18 protein-coding genes are annotated in these 18633 nt (G+C 65.6%); 12 read left to right on the top strand and 6 right to left on the bottom strand.

The features are described from left to right. Positions 1–257 precede the first annotated feature (257 nt). Entirely contained in the window at positions 258–1148 is an 891-nt protein-coding gene (locus AC27VE_RS10685) for a methylglyoxal synthase (RefSeq protein ID WP_006225291.1), read from the top strand. 6 nt (positions 1149–1154) lie between these two features. Here AC27VE_RS10685 and AC27VE_RS10680 read toward each other — a convergent pair whose 3' ends face one another. Further along, a complete protein-coding gene (locus AC27VE_RS10680) occupies positions 1155–2090 on the bottom strand; it encodes a LysR family transcriptional regulator (protein ID WP_488703817.1) in 936 nt (311 codons plus the stop codon). Positions 2091–2214: 124 nt separating this feature from the next. Here AC27VE_RS10680 and AC27VE_RS10675 point away from each other — a divergent pair, with 124 nt between their 5' ends. The 3 genes from AC27VE_RS10675 to AC27VE_RS10665 are packed head-to-tail and all read left to right on the top strand — an operon-like array spanning position 2215 to position 5206. Continuing rightward, positions 2215–3186, top strand: coding sequence for a Bug family tripartite tricarboxylate transporter substrate binding protein (locus AC27VE_RS10675; protein WP_488703816.1), 972 nt, complete (start codon positions 2215–2217; stop codon positions 3184–3186). After that, on the top strand, positions 3183–4430 hold the full coding sequence (locus tag AC27VE_RS10670) for a CaiB/BaiF CoA transferase family protein (RefSeq protein WP_488703815.1): 1248 nt from the start codon (positions 3183–3185) through the stop codon (positions 4428–4430). The genes AC27VE_RS10675 and AC27VE_RS10670 overlap by 4 nt, the downstream gene beginning before the upstream one ends. Continuing rightward, positions 4427–5206 carry an enoyl-CoA hydratase/isomerase family protein gene (locus AC27VE_RS10665; protein ID WP_488703814.1) on the top strand — a complete coding sequence of 260 codons (780 nt, stop codon included), beginning with the start codon at positions 4427–4429 and terminating at the stop codon, positions 5204–5206. The genes AC27VE_RS10670 and AC27VE_RS10665 overlap by 4 nt, the downstream gene beginning before the upstream one ends. 4 nt (positions 5207–5210) lie before the next feature. Here the strand turns inward: AC27VE_RS10665 and AC27VE_RS10660 are convergent, their stop codons facing one another. After that, positions 5211–6014: an enoyl-CoA hydratase/isomerase family protein gene (locus tag AC27VE_RS10660; RefSeq protein ID WP_488703813.1), complete on the bottom strand. Its 804-nt coding sequence runs from the start codon at positions 6012–6014 to the stop codon at positions 5211–5213. Positions 6015–6309: 295 nt separating this feature from the next. On the opposite strand from AC27VE_RS10660, the gene AC27VE_RS10655 reads away from it, so the two are divergent. Genes AC27VE_RS10655 through AC27VE_RS10620 form a run of 8 tightly spaced genes read left to right on the top strand, consistent with a single transcriptional unit; the run spans position 6310 to position 14797 of the window. Beyond that, positions 6310–7134, top strand: coding sequence for an ABC transporter ATP-binding protein (locus tag AC27VE_RS10655; protein ID WP_006225285.1), 825 nt, complete (start codon positions 6310–6312; stop codon positions 7132–7134). Continuing rightward, a complete protein-coding gene (locus AC27VE_RS10650; protein WP_006225284.1) occupies positions 7134–8012 on the top strand; it encodes a branched-chain amino acid ABC transporter permease in 879 nt (292 codons plus the stop codon). The genes AC27VE_RS10655 and AC27VE_RS10650 overlap by 1 nt, the downstream gene beginning before the upstream one ends. Before the next feature lie 3 nt (positions 8013–8015). Further along, positions 8016–9053, top strand: a complete 1038-nt coding sequence (locus tag AC27VE_RS10645; RefSeq protein ID WP_488703812.1) for a branched-chain amino acid ABC transporter permease — start codon at positions 8016–8018, stop codon at positions 9051–9053. Positions 9054–9101: 48 nt separating this feature from the next. Then, positions 9102–10280 (top strand): ABC transporter substrate-binding protein, encoded by a 1179-nt coding sequence (locus AC27VE_RS10640; RefSeq protein ID WP_488703811.1) that lies wholly within the window; start codon positions 9102–9104, stop codon positions 10278–10280. A 58-nt stretch (positions 10281–10338) separates the two neighbouring features. Then, positions 10339–11133, top strand: coding sequence for an ABC transporter ATP-binding protein (locus tag AC27VE_RS10635; RefSeq protein ID WP_488703822.1), 795 nt, complete (start codon positions 10339–10341; stop codon positions 11131–11133). Beyond that, a complete protein-coding gene (locus AC27VE_RS10630; protein WP_488703810.1) occupies positions 11130–12986 on the top strand; it encodes an AMP-dependent synthetase/ligase in 1857 nt (618 codons plus the stop codon). The genes AC27VE_RS10635 and AC27VE_RS10630 overlap by 4 nt, the downstream gene beginning before the upstream one ends. Further along, positions 12983–14137: a thiolase family protein gene (locus AC27VE_RS10625; RefSeq protein ID WP_488703809.1), complete on the top strand. Its 1155-nt coding sequence runs from the start codon at positions 12983–12985 to the stop codon at positions 14135–14137. The genes AC27VE_RS10630 and AC27VE_RS10625 overlap by 4 nt, the downstream gene beginning before the upstream one ends. A gap of 6 nt (positions 14138–14143) precedes the next feature. Then, positions 14144–14797, top strand: a complete 654-nt coding sequence (locus AC27VE_RS10620; protein WP_488703808.1) for a TetR/AcrR family transcriptional regulator — start codon at positions 14144–14146, stop codon at positions 14795–14797. On the opposite strand, the gene AC27VE_RS10615 is transcribed toward AC27VE_RS10620, so the two are convergent. From AC27VE_RS10615 to prfB, 4 genes are all read right to left on the bottom strand, one after another. Continuing rightward, the gene (locus AC27VE_RS10615; RefSeq protein ID WP_006225277.1) at positions 14781–15101 is read right to left on the bottom strand and encodes a hypothetical protein; all 321 of its coding nucleotides are present in this window, start codon (positions 15099–15101) and stop codon (positions 14781–14783) included. The two genes, AC27VE_RS10620 and AC27VE_RS10615, sit on opposite strands and share 17 nt — an antisense overlap. A 15-nt stretch (positions 15102–15116) precedes the next feature. Then, positions 15117–16640, bottom strand: a complete 1524-nt coding sequence (lysS, locus tag AC27VE_RS10610; RefSeq protein WP_006225276.1) for a lysine--tRNA ligase — start codon at positions 16638–16640, stop codon at positions 15117–15119. Positions 16641–16650: 10 nt separating this feature from the next. Further along, positions 16651–17406, bottom strand: a complete 756-nt coding sequence (locus AC27VE_RS10605; RefSeq protein WP_280028262.1) for an SDR family oxidoreductase — start codon at positions 17404–17406, stop codon at positions 16651–16653. 43 nt (positions 17407–17449) lie between these two features. After that, positions 17450–18554 (bottom strand): peptide chain release factor 2 gene (gene prfB, locus AC27VE_RS10600; protein ID WP_100220410.1). Its coding sequence is split into 2 segments (ribosomal slippage): positions 17450–18472 and positions 18474–18554, totalling 1104 coding nucleotides; the frame shifts between segments, so codons are not numbered across the junction. Between the last annotated feature and the right edge of the window lie 79 nt (positions 18555–18633).

Raw genomic sequence — 18633 nt, 5'->3', positions numbered from 1 at the left:
CTGGGAGCGTTTTTTTTTCCGCCGGGCCGCCCCAAGGAAAAAACGCCCCCTTGGGGGGCAGCAAGCACGCGAAGCGTGCGCAGCGTGGGGGCATTTTTTCCGCCGGGCCGCCCCAAGGAAAAAACGCCCCCTTGGGGGGCAGCAAGCACGCGAAGCGTGCGCAGCGTGGGGGCCTCTCCATTCTGGCGAGCCGCGGCCATGGCGACCACGGTATCATCAAGCCTCTGCTCGTTGATCCCTTTAGCTTGAGTCTACCGATGCCCGCTGCCCAATTGCGTTTTGGCCTGGCCGCCAATCGATTGCACCACGAAAGCCCCGATGCCGCCTTGTTTACCTGGCTGCGCGCATGTTCATCCACGATACGCGAGCTGGGCGTGCAACTGCACACCGTCGGCCGCACGCATGATGCGATCGTGCGCGAAGGCATGCTGCAGGGCTACAGCGGCTTGATCCGGTACCCGTACGGGCGCGAGGGCGGCTTGATGAAGCTCGTGGCTCGCGTGACCGAGGGCCGAGACGGGCAGGCGCCGTTCGATGGCGCGATCTATCTGATCGACCCGGTGGACCCGTCTTCGATTTTCCCCGAGGCGCTGGCGTTGAAGCGCCAATGCATCACGCATGGCCGGCCGTTCATTTCGACCTTGGCCGGGGCGATTGAATGGATGGAAGTCGAACGCGTGCACGCCGGATTGGCGCCGGACGTGTCGGCCTCGCGCCTGTTCAACTTCACGGGCCAGACCTTGGCGATGATCGCCCACGATGCGTTGAAAGACGAGATGGTGGCCTTCGCCAGCGAGCATTTCGACGTGCTGTCGCAGTTTGCGCGGCGGGTGGCTACAGGCACCACCGGCGGACGCCTGAACGAATTGGCGTGGTCGCGCGGCTGGCCCAAAGACACCCCTTGGGTGCACCGCTACTTGAGCGGGCCGCTGGGCGGCGACGCGCAGATCGCGGAGCTGGTGCTGGAACATCAATGCCAGCGCGTGATCTTCTTCGAAGACCCGCACGTGGCACGCCAGCACGAGGCGGACATCCAGCTGCTGGAACGAGCCGTGCGCGTGGTGACGGAATCGGCGACCTGCGCTACCTCGCCGACCGTGGCGCGGCGTTGGGCGCAGGCGGTGGAAAAGCGCGCCGGCCTCATCTGACCGCCGTCAAGCAGGCGGCCGGCCATCGGCGATGATCCGGCTGACCTGATCGGCCACGGCCGAGGCCGCCATCGACAGCGGCAAGACGTCCGAGCGGCAAAGATAGACCGGCCGGGTCATGCGCGGCTTCTTGATGCGATGGAGCACCACATCCCCGCGCATCGCCTCTGCCCGCACGGCTTCATACGACAGGATCGTGTGCGCCAGGCCCGCCTGAACCAGTTCTATCAATTGTGGGATCGCGTTGGCTTCGGCGATGACGCGGAAGGCCGCGTGCTCCTGTTGCTGATAGTGGTCCAGCAGCCTGCGCAGGCTGTGCGGATTGCCGGGCAGCACCAGCGGTAATTCGGCCAGCGCCTGCAGTCCCATCGTGGGCAAGGCGTCGAGTTCGACGGCGCGCGGCTTCGCCCTGGTCCGGGGCGGAGGCGGAGACACCACCACCAGTTCCTCGTCGATCAAATGCTGAAAGCGCAGGTCGACCGCGGCGTCGTCGCTGAACGTCAGGCCCAGGTCGGCATGCCCCGAGCTGACGAAGCCCGGGATGTAGCCGGTGCTGGACTCGATGATCTTGAGATACACGCCGGGCCAGTGTGCAAGGCTGAAGCGCAGCAATGGCACGGCGACCAGCTTCGCCATGGACATCGACATTGCCAGCGACACCGTGCCGCGCGGGGCGGTCAGGTCTTCACGCACATCGGCGCGGGCCGCATCGATACGACCCAGGATTTCGCGTGCGTGCGCAAGCAGGCGCGTGCCGGCGGTGGTGGGGGCGACGCCGCGCGCACTGCGGTGCAGCAGCACCACGCCCAGGTCTTCCTCCAGGTTGCGGATCAACAGGCTCAGCGCGGGCTGGGCGACATGGAGCGCGGCCGCGGCGCGGCTGATCGAGCCTGCGGAAACCACGGCGACAAAGCACTGCATAGCGCGAATCGACATCGACATGAAGGCACTCGACGAGGGTAGATATCACGATTTTATTATGGGCCGCATATAAAAACGGTATTTCTCGTATATCTTTCCGCTTCGCATAATGCAGCGCCACCATCGAAAAACATACGGAGACATCATGGCGCTCATGAAAGCACTGGCTGCCGCGCTTGCGGCAACCGTTCTGGCCTCGCCGGCCGTTGCGGATACCTGGCCCTCGAAACCCATTACGCTGCTGGTGCCGTTCTCGGCCGGCGGCCCGACCGACTTCATCGCCCGACTGGTGGCGGAGCCGCTCTCGCGGGAACTGGGGCAGCAGGTCATCGTGCAGAACAAGCCCGGGGCAAGCGGCAACGTCGGCTATCAAAGCGTGCTGAATGGGCCGGCAGACGGCTACACGCTGATGCACAACACGGTGGGGATGCAGGCGATCAATCCGCTGATGTATCCCAGCGCGAAGATGCATCCGTTGCAGGACTACGTGCCGGTGGGCATCACCGGCGCCATGCCGAATCTGTTGGTCGTCAACCCCGAACGGACGCCGGTGAAGACGCTGGACGAGCTGGTTGGGCGCGGCCGGGCGACGTCTAACGGGCTGAGCTACGCCACCTTCGGGCCGGGAAGTTCGCCGCACGTGTACGGCGCGCTGTTGCAGAAGGCCGCCAAGTTTCAAGCGGTGGGCGTGGCCTACAAGGGCAGCGCGAACGCCGTGACCGATGTGATCGGCGGGCAGATCGATTTCCTGTTCGACAGCATGTCGACCAGCATCGGGCAGGTCCAGGCCGGCAGGCTCAAGGCGCTGGCGATCACCTCGGCCCAGCGTTCGCCGATGTTGCCCGACGTGCCGACGCTGAAGGAAGCCGGTTATGGCAGCCTGGACCTGAAGTTCTGGTTTTCGCTGCAGGTGCCGGCAGGCACGCCGCCTGAGGTCGTGACGAAGTTGCGCGGCGCCGTGGCGAACGTCGTGGCAAGCGACGCGTACCGCAAGGCCATGCAAGAGCGCGGCGCGGAAGCCTTGCCCGTGGCGCCGGCTGACCTGGACGCCTTTTTCAAGCGCGAAACGGCCCAATGGACCGACGCCGCCAACGCCGTGGGGCTGAAGGCCGAATGATGAACCTGCCCATCTCTGCACGCATGGCGCCGCTGAAGGACATCGTCGTCCTGGATTTGAGCAAGGTGCTTGCCGGACCGCTTTGCGGCCAGTATCTGGGCGAGCTGGGCGCCCGGGTGATCAAGGTCGAGCCCGTGGGCACGGGTGACGACACCCGCGCCTGGCTGCCGCAGGACGCAGGGCAATCGGCGACGTTTCTGGCGGTGAACCACAACAAGCGCAGCCTGGCCGTGGACTTGAAGACCGACGCGGGCAGGGCGGTGGTGCACCGGCTGGCCGAGCAGGCGGACGTGGTGCTGCAGGGCTTCGGCGGCAAGACCGCCGCGCGTCTGGGCGTGGACTACGACACGCTGAGCCGCCTGAACCCGAAGCTGATCTACTGCGAAATTTCGGGGTATGGGCGTGAGGGTCCGATGGGCGAAGAGCCCGGTTATGACGTGATGCTGCAAGCCTTCAGCGGCATGATCAGCACCATGGGCGAGCCAGGTGGAAGCTATGCGCGCGCCAGCTTCTCGCCCGTGGACTTGGGCACGGGCTCTTTCGCGCTAAGCGGGATCCTGGCGGCGCTGCTTGCACGCAGCCAGACGGGTGTCGGCCAGTATCTGGACGTGTCGCTGCTGGATACCTCCCTGGGCTTGATGTCGTACATGGCGCAGAACTACTGGCGCACCGGTAAGATTCCGCAGCGGATGGGAACGGGCCATCCCGCGATGTGCCCGTATCAAGCGTTCCGGGCGGCGGATGGCGACCTGATGCTGGGCGTTGGCAATGATGCGCAATGGCAGCGCTTTTGCGCCGTGGCGGGCTTGCAGGATTATGTTGACGCGCCGGAATTCGCAAGCAATGCGGCGCGGGTGCGCAACTTCGACGCGACCGTGGCGCTGGTGCAGGCGCGTATCCAGACGCGCACCGTGGCGCAATGGCTGGCGGCATTGAAGCCCGCGGGGATCGCGTGCTCGGCCATCCATACCTTGGACCAGGCGCTGGCGCATCCACAGGTGGCGGCGCGCGAGTTGATCGTGACGACCCAGCACCCGGTACTGGGCGAGGTGCGCAATATCGGCTTGCCTGTGCGGTTCAACGGACAGCCCAGGCAGGCCGCGCGGCCGGCGCCGCTGCTGGGCGAACACAGCCGGGAGATCCTGGCGGACCTGGGCTACACGTCCGGGGAGATCGAGGCGATGCTTGCCGCAGGCAGCGTGCAGGCGGCGACGCAATGTTCGGAAGCTGGAGAACCATCATGACCTACCTGCGCTACGAAGTCCGCGACCGGGTCGCGGAGATTCATCTGTGCCACGCGCCCGTCAATGCGCTGGATGTGGACATGCTGGACGCGCTGATCGCCGCGCTTGAGCGTGCCAACGCCGACGCCCACGTGCGGGCCGTGTTGCTGGCCAGCGACCTGCCCGGCAGGTTCTGTGCGGGGCTCGATATGAAGAAGCTGCTGGCGAGTACACCCGTGCAGGTCCATGCGCTCTTGACCCGGCTGTACATCAAGCTGTACGACGCCCAGTTCAATTTGACCAAGCCGTCGATCTCGGTAGTGTCGGGCGCGGTCCGGGGCGGGGGCATGACGGTGGCCATTTCCAGCGACATGATCGTTGCGGCGGACACGGCAACCTTCGGCTATCCCGAAATCGATGTGGGGGTGTTGCCGGCGATCCACTACGCGCACCTGCCCGCCATCGTGGGCAAGCATCGGGCGTTTGATCTGCTGTTTACAGGCAGGACGTTCAGCGCGCATGAAGCGCACGCATCGGGCCTGGTGACGCACGTGGAACCGGAAGCGCAATTGCTGGACGCAGCGCGCACGCTGGCGCAATCCCTGGCGAGCAAACCGCCGCAGGTGTTGGCGATGGGCCGGCGTGCTTTCGTGTTCGCCAACGATAACGACTACCGCCGCAAACTGGCGACGGCCGTCGAGGTCTTCTGCAATGCAGCGGCGACGCCTGACGCCGCCGAAGGCCTGGCAGCCTTCGTGGAAAAGCGCGCGCCGATCTGGCGCGACCCGCAGGCGTGATCCGTCATTCGCCCTTGAAATCGGGCGCGCGCTTTTCGAGAAACGCCTGCACGCCTTCGGCGAAGTCGGCGCGCGAGGCCGAATCCAGGAAGCGCGCCGTCTCTTCCGCCAGTTGGGTTTCCAGCGAGGCATGCTCGGCCGAACGCAGCAGGTCCTTCGCGCCTGCGATGCCGTGCGGCGCGTGGCGCGCAAGCGCTTCAGCGTAGGCCTTCGCCGCAGTGTCCAGTTCACCGGCGGGCGCGACGCGGGTAAGGATGCCCCAGGCCAGCGCATCGCTGGCGGTGAAGGCGTCGTGGCGCAGCAGCAGGTCCAGCGCGCGCCGGGAACCCAGTACGCGCGTCAGGCCGTGCGTCATGCCCGCGTCGGGTGTGGCGCCCAGTTTCAGGTAGGCGGTCATGAAACGGGTGCCCGCGTCGGCGATGGCGAGGTCGCAGGCCAGCACCAGCGACAGGCCGGCGCCGGCCGCCACGCCATGCGCCTGCGCCAGCCAGACCTTGTCCATGCGCCCGATGCGGGAGATGAAATCATTGAGCGGCGCGAAGAGGTCTTGCAGCGTGTTGCGCACCTGAGCAGGGTCGCCGGTGAACATGCTGATATCGCCGCCCGCGCAAAACGCCTTGCCCGCCGCGCGCAGGCGCACGACACGGATTTCGCGGCGCGTCTCCAGCCATTGGGCGGCTTGCTGCAAGTCTCGCGCCATGGCCACGTCGATGGCGTTCAGCGCATCGGGACGGTTCAGCGTCAGGGTGGCGAGGGTGTCTTCGGCTTCAAGCAGCACCGTCTTGAACGTGGGAAGTCCTTGGGTCATGGCGTGTCTCCGTTATCGGGTAAGTACCAACTGTCGATCCAAAAACCGCGATGCTATGGTCTGAACCGAGCGCTTGCTTGGTTTTGTTTTAAGCACGCTTAGCGTAACGCATCGCTGCATGGCACAGAAGCACTGTGTGGAGCACTACCGCATTGAACGATTTTCCGGCGCTGGTCTGGCGTAGGTAAAGACAGGTTCGTTGCATCTCCTGGCTCGCGGGTCGCCTGATTCATCGCCTTAAAAAATGTCCGCCCAAGGCGGCAAGAACTTCGCGATCAAAAAAGCGAGGAGACAAATGGTGGATCAGTCCGAGCAACCTCCCTTGCTGGAGGTGGATGGGGTTACCTTGGCGTTCGGCGGGGTCAAGGCATTGACCGGCGTGGGCTTTCGCGTGGCGCCGGGTTCCATCACCACGGTCATCGGCCCCAACGGCGCCGGCAAGACCTCGCTATTCAATACCATTTCCGGGTTCTACAAACCAGCCGCCGGACAAGTCCGCTTCGAAGGCCGCGACATCACGCGCGTAGCCGCGCCCGAGCGCGCCAAGCTGGGGCTGGCGCGCAGTTTCCAGAACATCGCGCTGTTCCGCGGCATGACGGTGCTGGACAACATCAAGCTGGGCCGTCATGCGCACTTGCGCACCAATGTGCTGGACGCCTTGTTCTACCTCGGCCGCGCACGCCGTGAAGAGATGGCTCTGCGGGCCGACATCGAAGAACGCATCATCGACTTCCTGGAGATCGACCACATCCGCCATGCACCAGTGTCGGCCTTGTCCTATGGCCTGCAAAAACGCGTGGAACTGGCGCGTGCGCTTGCCATGAACCCCAAGGTGCTGATGCTGGACGAGCCCGTGGCAGGCATGAACCGCGAAGAGACGGACGACATGGCGCGCTTCATCCTGGATGCGCGGTCCGAGTGGGGCGTGACCGTGCTGATGGTGGAGCACGACATGGGCATGGTCATGGATTTGTCGGACCACGTAGTGGTGCTGAACTTCGGGCAGGTGATCGCGGACGGCACGCCTGGCGAGGTGCAGGCCAATCCCGAAGTCATCAAGGCGTATCTGGGGGCGGGCGATGTGGGCGACCTGCGCCGCCGCTTGCGGGAGGCGGCCTGATGGACATGCTGTTCTTCCTGGAAGTCACGCTGGCGGGACTGGGCAGCGGCGGGCTGTATGCGCTGGCGGCGCTGGCCTTCGTGATCGTCTACAAGGCGACGCGGGTCGTGAACATCGCCATCGGCGAATTCCTGATGCTGGGCGCCTACGTGTTCTATGCGTTTGCGACGGGCATGGAGTGGCCGATCTGGCTGGCGATCGTAGGCGCCGTGGTGGTGTCGGGCGCCTTGGGCGCGCTGGTCGAACGGCTGACGATACGGCCCATGCTGGGCGAGGCCCCGATATCGGTGTTCATGGTGACGGTGGGGCTGGCGTCGATCCTGGTCGGCGCGGTGGAACTGATCTGGACCGCCGACCAGCGGCGCTTGCCGGAGTTCATGCCGCGCGCGCCGGTGATGGTGGGCGAGGCGTTCGTGGCGCCCAAGGTGTTCTACGGGTTCTGGGTGGCCGTGGTGCTGGCCTTGCTGGTGCTGGTGGTGTTTCGCTACTGGCGTGGCGGGGTGGCCTTGCGCGCCACGGCGTCGGACCAGGGCGCCGCCTATGCGATGGGCATCAACGTGCCGCGCGTGTTTTCACTGGCCTGGGTGGCCGCGGGCGCGCTGGCGGCGGTGTCGGGCGTGATCGTGGGCGCCATCGGGGGCATTTCCTCGTCGATGGGCGTCTTCGGCCTGTCGGTGCTGGTGGTGGTGATCGTGGGCGGACTGGACAGCGTGGCCGGCGCCCTGGTCGGCGGCGTGTTCATCGGATTGCTGGAGGCCTGGGCGGGCGCCTATCTAGGGGGCGAGTACAAGCTGCTGGCCACTTTCATCGTGCTGGTCGTGGTGCTGATGGTCAGGCCGTACGGCCTGTTCGGCACCCGTGAAATCGAGAGGCTCTGACCTATGCGCATCGCGACTGCAAAGCAGACCTACCTGGCCGACGAGTCCCTGTTCGACACGCGCACCCAGCATGTGTGGCTGGCGTTGCTGGCGGCCTCACTGGCTCTGTTCCCGTTCGTGGCCGACGCCTATTGGCTCTACCTGGCCTGCCTGGTGGCCATCAATGTCGCCAGCGCGACGGGCCTGAACATCCTGACGGGTTATACCGGCCTGGTCAGCCTGGGGCAGGCCGCCTTCATGGGGCTGGGCGCGTATACGGTGGCTGTCATGGAGCTGCGACTGGGCACGCCGGTGCTGGTCAACCTGCTGGGCGGCGGCGTGGTGGCGATGCTGGGCGGCTTGCTGGTGGGCATTCCTTCATTGCGCGTGAAGGGGCTGTACCTGGCGATCGCCACGATCGCGGCGTCGTTCATCGCCCACTTCATTTTTGCGAACTGGCAGTTCACGGGCGGCACCAGCGGCTTGCAGGTGCCGCCTGCGCGCCTGCTGGGCGTGGACCTGGATACCTCGTTCAAGATCTACTGGCTGATCGTGCCCGTGACGGTGCTGATGGTGCTGGGCGCGGCGAACCTGTTCCGCACGCGCATCGGCCGGGCCTTCATCGCCATCCGCGACCGCGACATCTCGGCCGAGGTGCTGGGCATCCGGCTGTTGCGCTACAAGCTGCTGTCTTTCGGCCTGTCGTCGTTCTACGCGGGCGTGGCGGGCGGCCTGTGGGCCTACTTCTTTCGCGTGGTGACCCCCGAGAGCTTCCCGCTAATCATGTCGATCTTCTTCCTGGCCGCCATCATCGTGGGCGGCATGGGCTCGATCCTGGGTTCCATCCTGGGCGCCGTCTTCATGACGATGGTGCCCGAACTGCTCAAGCTGATCGTGGGCTGGCTGCCGGTGGACGGCGACGCGCTGCGGCTGGTGTCGCCCGTGCGCACGATCGTCTTCGGCCTGCTGATCGTGGGCTTTCTGATCTTCGAGCCCCACGGGCTCGCGGAAATCTGGCGGCGCGTGCGTCGCTTCTTCCACCTGTGGCCATTCCGGACCTGAGCGCCGACTGGCCGTTTGCATGACCCAAAAGACCCAAGGAGACACACCATGAAGCGCATCCGGTTAGGCAGCGGTTTATCGAGGTTGTTGGCCCCGTTGGGCCTGGCGGCGGCATTGGCGGCGCCCGTGGCGCAGGCGGCGGACGATCTGGTGCTGGGCGGGTCGATCCCGTTGAGCGGGGTGTTCGCCTTCGCCGGGCAGGGCATCCATGCGGGCATTACCGACTACGTGAAGATCGTCAACGAACAGGGCGGTGTGAAGGGACGCAAGTTGCGCTATGTGCCGGAAGACACGGCGTACAAGGTGGATGCGTCGGTGGCGGCGTTCAAGAAGATCACCAGCCAGAACAAGGTGAATTTCTACTACGGCGATTCGACGGGCTTCTCCAAGACTATCAACGCCGAGCTGAACCGCACGGGCGACATCCTGATGACGGGCGCGTCGTTTGCCACCGAGCTGAACGATCCGGCCAAGTATCCCGCCCAGTTCATGCTGGGACCTGACTACACCGAGATGTTCGGCATCCTGCTGCGCTACATCGCCAAGGAGCAGCCCGGCGCGAAAGTGGCGTTCGTGTATTCCGATACGGAGTTCGGCCGCGACCCGATCGCCAGTTCGCGGGCCGTTGCTGAAAAGCTGGGGCTGAAGGTGGCCACCGAGATCATGACGCCGCCGGGCAGTGTGGACGTCTCGACCGAGGTCATCAAGCTGCGCCGCGCCGATCCCGATTTCACGATCTTCCATGGGTACGTGCTGGCGCCCATTCCGGAATTCGTGGGGCAGGGCAAGCGCATGGGGCTGAAGACCCGCTACATGGGCACGTTCTGGACCATGGACAATTCCACCGTGATGCAGATGGGCGAGGACGCCGAGGGCTTCATGGGCGTGATGCCGTATCGCTACTACTACGACACGGAAGGCGATGCGCCGATGCTCAAGAAGATCCGCGAAATGCGTCCGCAGTACCAGAGCACCGGCTACATGCAGGGCTTCCTGGCGGCCATGCTGTTCACGGAAGTAGCCAAGCGCACGTTGGATGCCGGCAAGGAGCTGACCAGCGCCAACATGAAGGCTGCGCTGGACGGCATCAAGGACTTCGATACGGGCGGCCTGATCGGCGTGCCGATCTCGATCAAGGGCAATTCCATTCCGGTGGGCCGGATCTATCGCGCCGATGTGAAGCAGAAGCAGATGGTGCCCGCGTCCGATTGGATCGTGCTGAAGTGAGGCGACAGTGAACCCGGGACTTGACGCGCAAGCCGTGACGACGGCGCCGCCTGCGGCGGTGCTGGACATCAACAATATCGAAGTCGTCTACAACAAGGCGGTGCAGGTGTTGCGCGGCCTGTCCCTGTCGGTGCCCGCCGGCAGCATCGTGGCGCTTTTGGGCAGCAACGGCGCCGGCAAGTCCACGACGCTCAAGGCGGTGTCGGGGCTGCTGGACCTGGAGGATGGCGCGCTGGTGCGCGGGCACATCGTCTTCAACGGGGGCGATACGGCGGGCGCCAAGCCGCAGAACCTGGTGCGGTCGGGGCTGGCCCACGTGATGGAAGGACGCCGGGTGTTCGAGGACCTAACCGTGGAAGAGAACCTGGTGGCGGCGACCTATGCGTTGACCGGCCGGCCGGGCGCGCGGGTGGATTTCGACCTGGTCTACGGGTATTTTCCGCGCCTGTTCGAACGCCGCCGCGGCTTGGCAGGTTATCTGTCAGGGGGCGAACAGCAGATGTTGGCCATCGGCCGCGCGCTGATCGCGCAGCCCCGGCTGATGCTGCTGGACGAGCCGTCGCTGGGCTTGTCGCCGATGCTGGTGGAGAACATCTTTTCCATCATCGCCCGTATCAACGCCGAGCAGGGCGTGTCGATGCTGCTGGTGGAACAGAACGCGTCCGTGGCGCTGGCCGTGGCGCATTACGGCTACATCATGGAGACGGGCAAGGTGGTGATCGACGGCACCGCCGACAAGCTGGCGGCGGATCCGGACGTGCGCGAATTCTATCTAGGCGTCGGTGGCACGGGCGAGACCCGCGGGTTTCGCGACATCAAGCACTACAAGCGGCGCAAGCGCTGGCTGTCATGAAGGACAAGACCGTGATCGCCTCTCTCGATACGGCCGTGTGGCCCGAACTAACCTTGCCGCAGATGCTGCGCGAGCAGGCGCGGCGTCAGCCATCGGCCATCGCCATCCGGCAAAAGGACTTCGGCATCTGGAAGCCGCTGACCTGGGCGGACTATTGGCAGCGCGCCTGCCGCGTCGGGCTGGGCTTGCGGGCCTTGGGCTTGAGCCGGGGCGGGCGGGTGGCCATCGTGTCCGAGAATCGCGTGGAATGGTTGCTGACGCAGCTGGGCGCGGGCGCCGTCGGCGGGGTAGCGGTGGGCGTGTATTCGACCAGCCCGGCCGAAGAGATGGGCTACGTGCTGGAGCATTCGGACGTGGAACTGGTGGTGTGCGAAGACCAGGAGCAGACCGACAAGGTGCTGCAAGTGGCCAGCCGCCTGCCGTTGCTGCGGCGCATTGTCATGATGGAAACCAAGGGCCTGCGCTCCTACGCACCCGCCGAGCGCGGGCGCATCGTGACGTTCGCCGAGGTCGAAGCGGATGGCGCCGGGCGGGAGGCCGCCGAGCTGGCGGCCTTGAACACGGCGCTGGATGCGCAGTCGCTGGACGATACGGGCCTGATGATCTATACGTCGGGCTCCACCGGCAAGCCCAAGGGGGCGATGCTCAGCTACCGCAACATGCGCGGCGTGGCGCCGGGCATCGCGGAACGGTTGGCTATGGATGCCCGCAGCGTGCACCTGTCTTATCTGCCGCTGTGCCATGTGGCCGAGCAGATGCTGTCGACCTTCGTGCCGCTTTACCTGGGCTCCCAGGTGAACTTCGGCGAATCCATCCGCACGGTGCAGGAAGACCTGCGCGAAGTGGCGCCGACGATTTTCCTGGGCGTGCCGCGCATCTGGGAAAAGCTGCACGCGTCGATATCGATCAAGATGCAGGAAGCCGGGCGCCTGCAGCAATGGCTGTACCGCCGGGCGTTGGCGGCGTGCGCGCCGTTCCTGGAGAAGTCGCCCGCGCAGTACACCGCGCGTGAACGCCTGACGCATGCACTGTGGTACTGGCTGGTGTTGCGCGCCTTGCAGAACTTCATCGGCTTGCGGCGCGTGCGGGTGGCGATGACGGGCGCGGCGCCGATTCCGCCGGACGTGGTGCGCTACTTCCGCAATCTGGGCGTGCCGCTGCTGGAGGTCTATGGGCTGACGGAGTCGGCCGGCATGATCTTCGGCCAGCATCCCGACCGCGTGAAAGTCGGGACGGTGGGCGAACCGATCCTGGGCGTGGACTGGAAGATGGGGGATGCCGGCGAACTGCTGGTGCGCGGTGACATGGTGTTCCAGGGCTACTACAAGCACGCCGAGGCGACCGCCGACACCGTGCGCGACGGCTGGCTGCATACGGGCGACGTCGTGGCCGAGCAGGACGGCCGCATCCGTATCGTCGACCGCCTGAAGGACATCATGATCACCGCAGGGGGCAAGAACCTGACGCCGTCCGAGATCGAGAACGCGGTCAAGGGCAGCCCCTACGTGAAAGAGTGCATCGTGATCGCCGATGGCCGCAAGTACGTGTCGGCGCTGATCCAGCTGGAGTTCGACACCGTGGGCAAGTGGGCGGAATCGCGCCGCATCGCGTTTACGCATTTCCGGTCGCTGGCTGAATGCGCTCAGGTGCGCGAGCTGGTCCAGCAGGAGGTGTCGCGCGCCAATGCGGGCCTGGCGCCCGTGGCGCAGATCAAGCGTTTTCATCTGCTGACCAAGGAACTGGACCACGACGACGGCGAGGTGACGGCGACGATGAAGGTCAGGCGCGCCAGCATCTACCGCACCTACGCGAACGAAATCGAAACGCTGTACGTTGAGGAGACGCTGGCATGAACGAAGCCGTGATCGTGGAAGCGGCACGCACGCCCTTCGGCCGCCGCGGCGGTTGGTGGGCCGACACGCGCCCGGATACGCTGCTGGCCCAGACGGTGCAGGGGCTGCTTGCGCGCGCCGGACTGCCGGGCGCCCAGGTCGAGGATCTGATCGCCGGCTGCGTCAGCCAGGCGGGCGAGCAGGGGGCCAACATCGGTCGCCTGTCGGCGATGCTGGCGGGCTTGCCGGAAAGCGTGCCGGGCGTAGCCCTGAACCGCATGTGCGGGTCCAGCCAGCAGGCGGTGCATTTCGGTGCGCAGGCCATTGCCGCAGGCGACATGCGGTATGTGGTGGCCGGCGGCGTGGAGAGCATGAGCCGGGTGCCCATGTTCCTGGATGTGACGTTGGGTCAGGGCGAGTTTCGCGGTTTTGAATCGCTGAACCCGGCGTTGCTGGAGCGCTATCCGCTCATCCATCAGATCGAAAGCGCGGAGCGCATTGCCGACCATTGGCAGCTATCGCAGGCGGCGATGGACGAGTGGGCGCGGGAAAGCCATGCGCGCGCCTGGGCGGCTGCGAAAGCGGGCCGGCATGCGGAATTGCTGCCGGGTCCGCAAGGGGGCGGGCATCGGGATGAAGGTATCCGCGAGGCGACCGACCCGGCCCGCATGGCGGCCATGGCGCCTGCGATGCGTGCCCCGGGACAAGGCGGCGTGACCGCCGCCAATGCCAGCCAATTGGCGGACGGCGCGGCGGCGGTCCTGCTGGCGGACCGCGACACCGCGCTGGCCGACGGCTTGCGGCCGCGTGCGCGATTCCTGGCGCGGGTGGTGGTCGGGTCGGATCCCGTGATGCAGCTGACGGGCGTGATTCCGGCTACCCGGCTCGCGCTGGCGCGCGCGGGCCTGACGCTCGAGGACATCGACTGGATCGAGATCAACGAGGCCTTCGCCAGCGTGGTGCTGGCCTGGCAACGTGAACTGGACGCCAAGCTTTCGCGGGTGAATCCTTGGGGCGGCGCGATTGCGCACGGACATCCGCTGGGCGCGACCGGCGCGGGGCTGATGGCCAAGATGCTGGCCGGGTTGGAGGCAACCGAAGGCGAGTTCGGCCTGCAACTCATGTGCATCGGCCATGGCATGGCGACGGCGACCATCATCCAGAGGCTGTGAGCGCACATGGAAAAGACCGAAGCCCCCGCGCCGCGGGAAGAGGGCGCGGATTCCGAACGCCGCCGCGAGCTGGTGCTGGCGGCGGGCAGGCTCTTCTGCAAGCACGGCTACGAGCGCACGACGGTGCGCGAATTGGCGCGCGCTGTTGGCCTGCAGTCGGGTAGCCTGTTTCATCATTTCCGCAGCAAGGAAGAGATCCTGGTGGCGGTCATGAACAACGGCATCCAGGAAGTGATCGACGATGGAGAGCGGGCGCTGGCGCGGTACAACGCGCCGGCCGATCGCCTGGCGGCACTGTTCCGGGTCCATATGTGGAGCATGCTGCACGGCGCTGGCGGCGATGCGATGAATGCGCTGGTGTATGAATGGCGCAGCCTGTCAGCACCGAGCCAGTCGGCCGTGAAGGCGCTGAGCGACCGCTACGAGGCCATGTGGCAATCGGTGGTGTCGGATGCGGTGAACGCCGGGCTGATCAAGGGCGATGCGCGCGTCATCAAACGCTGCGTGCTGGGGGCGATGAACCTGACGGTGCAGTGGTACAAGCCCGGCGGACGGCTGGCGCCCGCCGAGTTTATTGATGCGATGTTGCTGGCGGCCTTGCCGACCCTGCCGTCAGGCGTGGGGACGTGGCCGGTGGAAGCAGTCAGCCGCGGCGCTTGAGGAATGCACCCACGGCGCAGGCGATGCCCAGCGCCAGCAGCGAGCCCGACACGGGAAGCAGGAAGTCCGCCTCGCCGTGATAACCGCCACCGGTGACGCCGCCCGCCACGCCGCCCATCCATAACAGGGCGGTCAGCAGGGACGCCGCGACGGCGATCGCGGCGGCGATGCACAGCGCGATGAAGATCGGGCGGCGCGGCCGCACGGGTTGATAGGGCGCGCCCGCTTGGACGCGGCGGGGTTGCTTGATCCAGTAGACCAGCCCCGCCACGACCAGCAGAAGCATCAGGATCTTGAAGATCATGATGCGGTCCGCTGCTTAGTCTTCACGGCGCAAGTGCGGGAAGAGGATGACGTCGCGAATGCTGGGGCTGTCGGTCAGCAGCATGACCAGGCGGTCGATGCCGATGCCGCAGCCGCCCGTCGGGGGCATGCCGTATTCCAGGGCGCGGATGTAGTCCGCGTCGTAGAACATGGCTTCTTCGTCGCCTGCGTCCTTGGCTTCGACCTGCGAACGGAAGCGTTCAGCCTGGTCTTCGGGATCGTTCAGCTCCGAGAAGCCGTTGGCGATTTCGCGGCCCGTCATGAACAGCTCGAAACGCTCGGTGATGCCTTCGCGCGTGTCGGAGGCGCGCGCCAGCGGCGACACTTCGACCGGGTAGTCGATGATGTAGGTCGGGTTCCAGAGCTTGGCTTCGGCGGTCTCTTCGAACAGGGCCAATTGCAGTGCGCCCAGGCCGGCGCGCGACAGCACGGGGCCGTCGGCGTCCGCGCCCAGCTTCTTCAGTTCGGCGCGCACGAAGGCGGCGTCGTCCAGCTGCGCCTGCGTATAGCCCGGCGCGTACTTGAGGATGGCTTCGCAGATCGTCAGGCGGTCAAACGGCTTGGACAGGTCCAGTTCGCGTTCGCCATACGTGAGGACGGCGCTGCCAGTGGCCGAGATGGCGGCCTGGCGGATCAGCTCTTCCGTGAAGTCCATGAGCCAGCGGTATTCCGCGAAGGCCGCATAAAACTCCATCATCGTGAATTCAGGATTGTGACGCGGGCTGACGCCTTCGTTGCGGAAGTTGCGGTTGACTTCGAACACGCGTTCGAAGCCGCCGACGATCAGGCGCTTCAGGTAGAGCTCGGGCGCGATGCGCAGGTACATTTCCATGTCCAGCGCATTGTGGTGCGTCACGAAGGGCTTGGCCGCCGCGCCGCCCGGGATCGGGTGCAGCATGGGGGTTTCCACTTCGAGGAAGCCGGCGTTCAGCATGAACTGGCGGATGCTGCCCACGGCCTTGCTGCGCGCTTCAAACGTGCGGCGCGTGGCGTCCGTCATGATCAGGTCGACGTAGCGCTGGCGGTAGCGCAGTTCCTGGTCGGCCACGCCGTGGAACTTGTCCGGCAGCGGGCGCAGCGACTTCGACAGCAGGCGGGCGGTGGCGGCATGCACCGACAGTTCGCCCTTGTTGGTCTTGAAGACCGACCCTTCGATCGCGATGATGTCGCCGATGTCCCATTGCTTGAACGCGGCGTAGTTGTCTTCGCCCAGCGTGCCGCGGTCCAGGTAGATCTGGATGCGGCCGGTGCTGTCTTGCAACGTGGCGAAGCTGGCCTTGCCCATGACGCGCTTGAGCATCATGCGGCCGGCGACCTTGACGGTGACGGGGGCGGCGGCCAGGGCTTCCTGCTCCAGGCCGTCGTACTTGTCATGCAGGGCCGCGGCGCGGGCGTCCGGAACGAAATCGTTGGGGTACGCGACCCCGGTTTCGCGCAGTTTGGCCAGCTTGGCGCGCCGTTCGGCGATCAAGCGGTTTTCATCCTGGGCGGGGGCCGGAGTGGTCGAGTGGTCGGTCATGGTCGGGGGATCAGTCGTAATTGCGGATGTCGTCGATTTCGGTCGTGCCGAAATCTTCGCGATCCAGGTAGGCGAGGATGCGGGAGGCCACGTTGGCGGGCGAAGACAGCTTGCCCGTGGCGTGGAAGTCCTGGAACTTGGCCAGCGCCGGGAAGCTTTCCGGGTCGCTGGAACGGATGGTGGCCTGCATGTCGGTGTCGACGATGCCGGGGGCCAGCGCGACGATGCGCGCGCCATCGGCGCCCTGTTCCTGCTTGACCACGCGCGAGTACATGTCGAGTGCCGCCTTGGTGGCGCAGTACACGCCCCAGCCGGCGTTCGGGTTGCGGCCCGCGCCGGAGGAGATGTTCAGCACGCGGCGGTCGGCCGCGAGGTCTTCGACCGCCGCCAGGAAGCGCGCGGTCAGCAGCATGACGGCCGTGACGTTCAGATTGAACGCCGTGGTGATGGCCGCGCTGTCGATCAGGGCATCGGTGCCGGCGACGGGATGCACGGTGCCGGCGTTGTTGATCAGCAGGTAGCGGCGGGCGTCGCGCGGCAGGGCGGCGCAGATGCGTTCGGCAGTGGCCTCGGCCGCTTTCAGGTCCGAGAGGTCCACGGACAACTGTTCCAGCTGCACGTCTTGCGAACGTGCGTAGGCGGTCAGTTCGGGGTCTTCGCGGCGGGCCAGCGTGATCAGGCGGGTGCCCGGTTTGGCCAGGCCGCGCGCCATGGCGGCGCCGATGCCGCGCGATGCGCCGGTCAGGATTGCGATGGTGTCAGACATTCGTGGACCTCTGGGTGCGGTTAGCGGAAGTAGCGCAAGAGACTTAGACGCCTTGCTTCAGGCTGGCCTGGATGAAGGGGTCCAGGTCGCCGTCCAGCACTTTCTGCGTGTTGGAGATTTCAACGTTCGTGCGCAGGTCCTTGATGCGGCTCTGGTCCAGCACGTAGGAACGGATCTGGTGGCCCCAGCCCACATCGGTCTTGGAGTCTTCCAGCTTCTGCTGCTCGGCCATGCGGTTGCGCATTTCCAGTTCGTAGAGCTTGGACTTCAGCATCTGCATGGCTTCGGCGCGGTTGCGGTGCTGCGAGCGGTCGTTCTGGCACTGGACCACGATCCCGGTGGGGATGTGGGTCAGGCGCACGGCCGAGTCGGTCTTGTTGATGTGCTGGCCGCCCGCGCCGGAGGCACGGTAGGTGTCCACGCGCAGGTCGGCGGGGTTCACATCGACTTCGAACGAATCGTCGACTTCGGGGTAGACGAACACGCTGGCAAACGACGTGTGGCGGCCGCCCGACGAGTCGAACGGGCTCTTGCGGACCAGGCGGTGCACGCCGGTTTCCGTGCGCAGGTAGCCAAAGGCATATTCGCCTTCGATCTTGATCGTGGCCGACTTCAGGCCCGCGACTTCACCTTCGGATTCTTCCAGGATCTCGGCCTTGAAGCCCTTGCGTTCGGCGTATTTCAGGTACTGGCGCAACAGCATCGAGGCCCAGTCCTGCGCTTCCGTGCCGCCCGCGCCTGCCTGGATGTCCACAAAGCAGTTCAGGGGATCGGCCGGATTGGAGAACATGCGGCGGAATTCCAGGTCTTCGAGCTTTTCCTGGTAGCCGTCGGCGTCCACTTCGATGGATTCCAGCGTGGAATCGTCGTCGTCGGCCTTGGCCATTTCGAACAGTTCGTTGGCGTCGGCCAGGCCCGTGCCCAGCCCCGTGAGCGTTTCCACCACGGTTTCCAGCGCTTTCTTCTCACGGCCCAGGTCCTGGGCGTGCTTGGGGTCGTTCCAGACGGCCGGGTCTTCGAGCTCGGCGTTTACGACTTGCAGGCGTTCAGCTTTGGCATCGTAGTCAAAGATACCTCCGTAGAGCCTGTTCGCGCTCCGCGTAATCGGCGAGGCGGGCTGCGAGCTGGTTCTGACGTTCGGCTTCCATGATGATCCTGTCCTGATGACTTTTGTGCGAAACCTGGCATTTTACCGTGGATGGCCCAACTGCGCGGGCGCGTGTTGCA

It is taken from the genome of Achromobacter sp. 18P8.1.1, from assembly GCF_057799415.1.
Note: the sequence above shows the minus strand (reverse complement) of the source record. Positions and strands in the feature narration are given on the sequence as shown.

Bases quoted from the DNA above. Each gene is read 5' to 3' on its own strand.
- AC27VE_RS10685 (WP_006225291.1), top strand. From the start codon at position 258: ATGCCCGCTGCCCAATTGCGTTTTGGCCTGGCCGCCAATCGATTGCAC.
- AC27VE_RS10680 (WP_488703817.1), bottom strand. From the start codon at position 2,090: ATGTCGATGTCGATTCGCGCTATGCAGTGCTTTGTCGCCGTGGTTTCC.
- AC27VE_RS10675 (WP_488703816.1), top strand. From the start codon at position 2,215: ATGGCGCTCATGAAAGCACTGGCTGCCGCGCTTGCGGCAACCGTTCTG.
- AC27VE_RS10670 (WP_488703815.1), top strand. From the start codon at position 3,183: ATGATGAACCTGCCCATCTCTGCACGCATGGCGCCGCTGAAGGACATC.
- AC27VE_RS10665 (WP_488703814.1), top strand. From the start codon at position 4,427: ATGACCTACCTGCGCTACGAAGTCCGCGACCGGGTCGCGGAGATTCAT.
- AC27VE_RS10660 (WP_488703813.1), bottom strand. From the start codon at position 6,014: ATGACCCAAGGACTTCCCACGTTCAAGACGGTGCTGCTTGAAGCCGAA.
- AC27VE_RS10655 (WP_006225285.1), top strand. From the start codon at position 6,310: ATGGTGGATCAGTCCGAGCAACCTCCCTTGCTGGAGGTGGATGGGGTT.
- AC27VE_RS10650 (WP_006225284.1), top strand. From the start codon at position 7,134: ATGGACATGCTGTTCTTCCTGGAAGTCACGCTGGCGGGACTGGGCAGC.
- AC27VE_RS10645 (WP_488703812.1), top strand. From the start codon at position 8,016: ATGCGCATCGCGACTGCAAAGCAGACCTACCTGGCCGACGAGTCCCTG.
- AC27VE_RS10640 (WP_488703811.1), top strand. From the start codon at position 9,102: ATGAAGCGCATCCGGTTAGGCAGCGGTTTATCGAGGTTGTTGGCCCCG.
- AC27VE_RS10630 (WP_488703810.1), top strand. From the start codon at position 11,130: ATGAAGGACAAGACCGTGATCGCCTCTCTCGATACGGCCGTGTGGCCC.
- AC27VE_RS10625 (WP_488703809.1), top strand. From the start codon at position 12,983: ATGAACGAAGCCGTGATCGTGGAAGCGGCACGCACGCCCTTCGGCCGC.
- AC27VE_RS10620 (WP_488703808.1), top strand. From the start codon at position 14,144: ATGGAAAAGACCGAAGCCCCCGCGCCGCGGGAAGAGGGCGCGGATTCC.
- AC27VE_RS10615 (WP_006225277.1), bottom strand. From the start codon at position 15,101: ATGATCTTCAAGATCCTGATGCTTCTGCTGGTCGTGGCGGGGCTGGTC.
- lysS (WP_006225276.1), bottom strand. From the start codon at position 16,640: ATGACCGACCACTCGACCACTCCGGCCCCCGCCCAGGATGAAAACCGC.
- AC27VE_RS10605 (WP_280028262.1), bottom strand. From the start codon at position 17,406: ATGTCTGACACCATCGCAATCCTGACCGGCGCATCGCGCGGCATCGGC.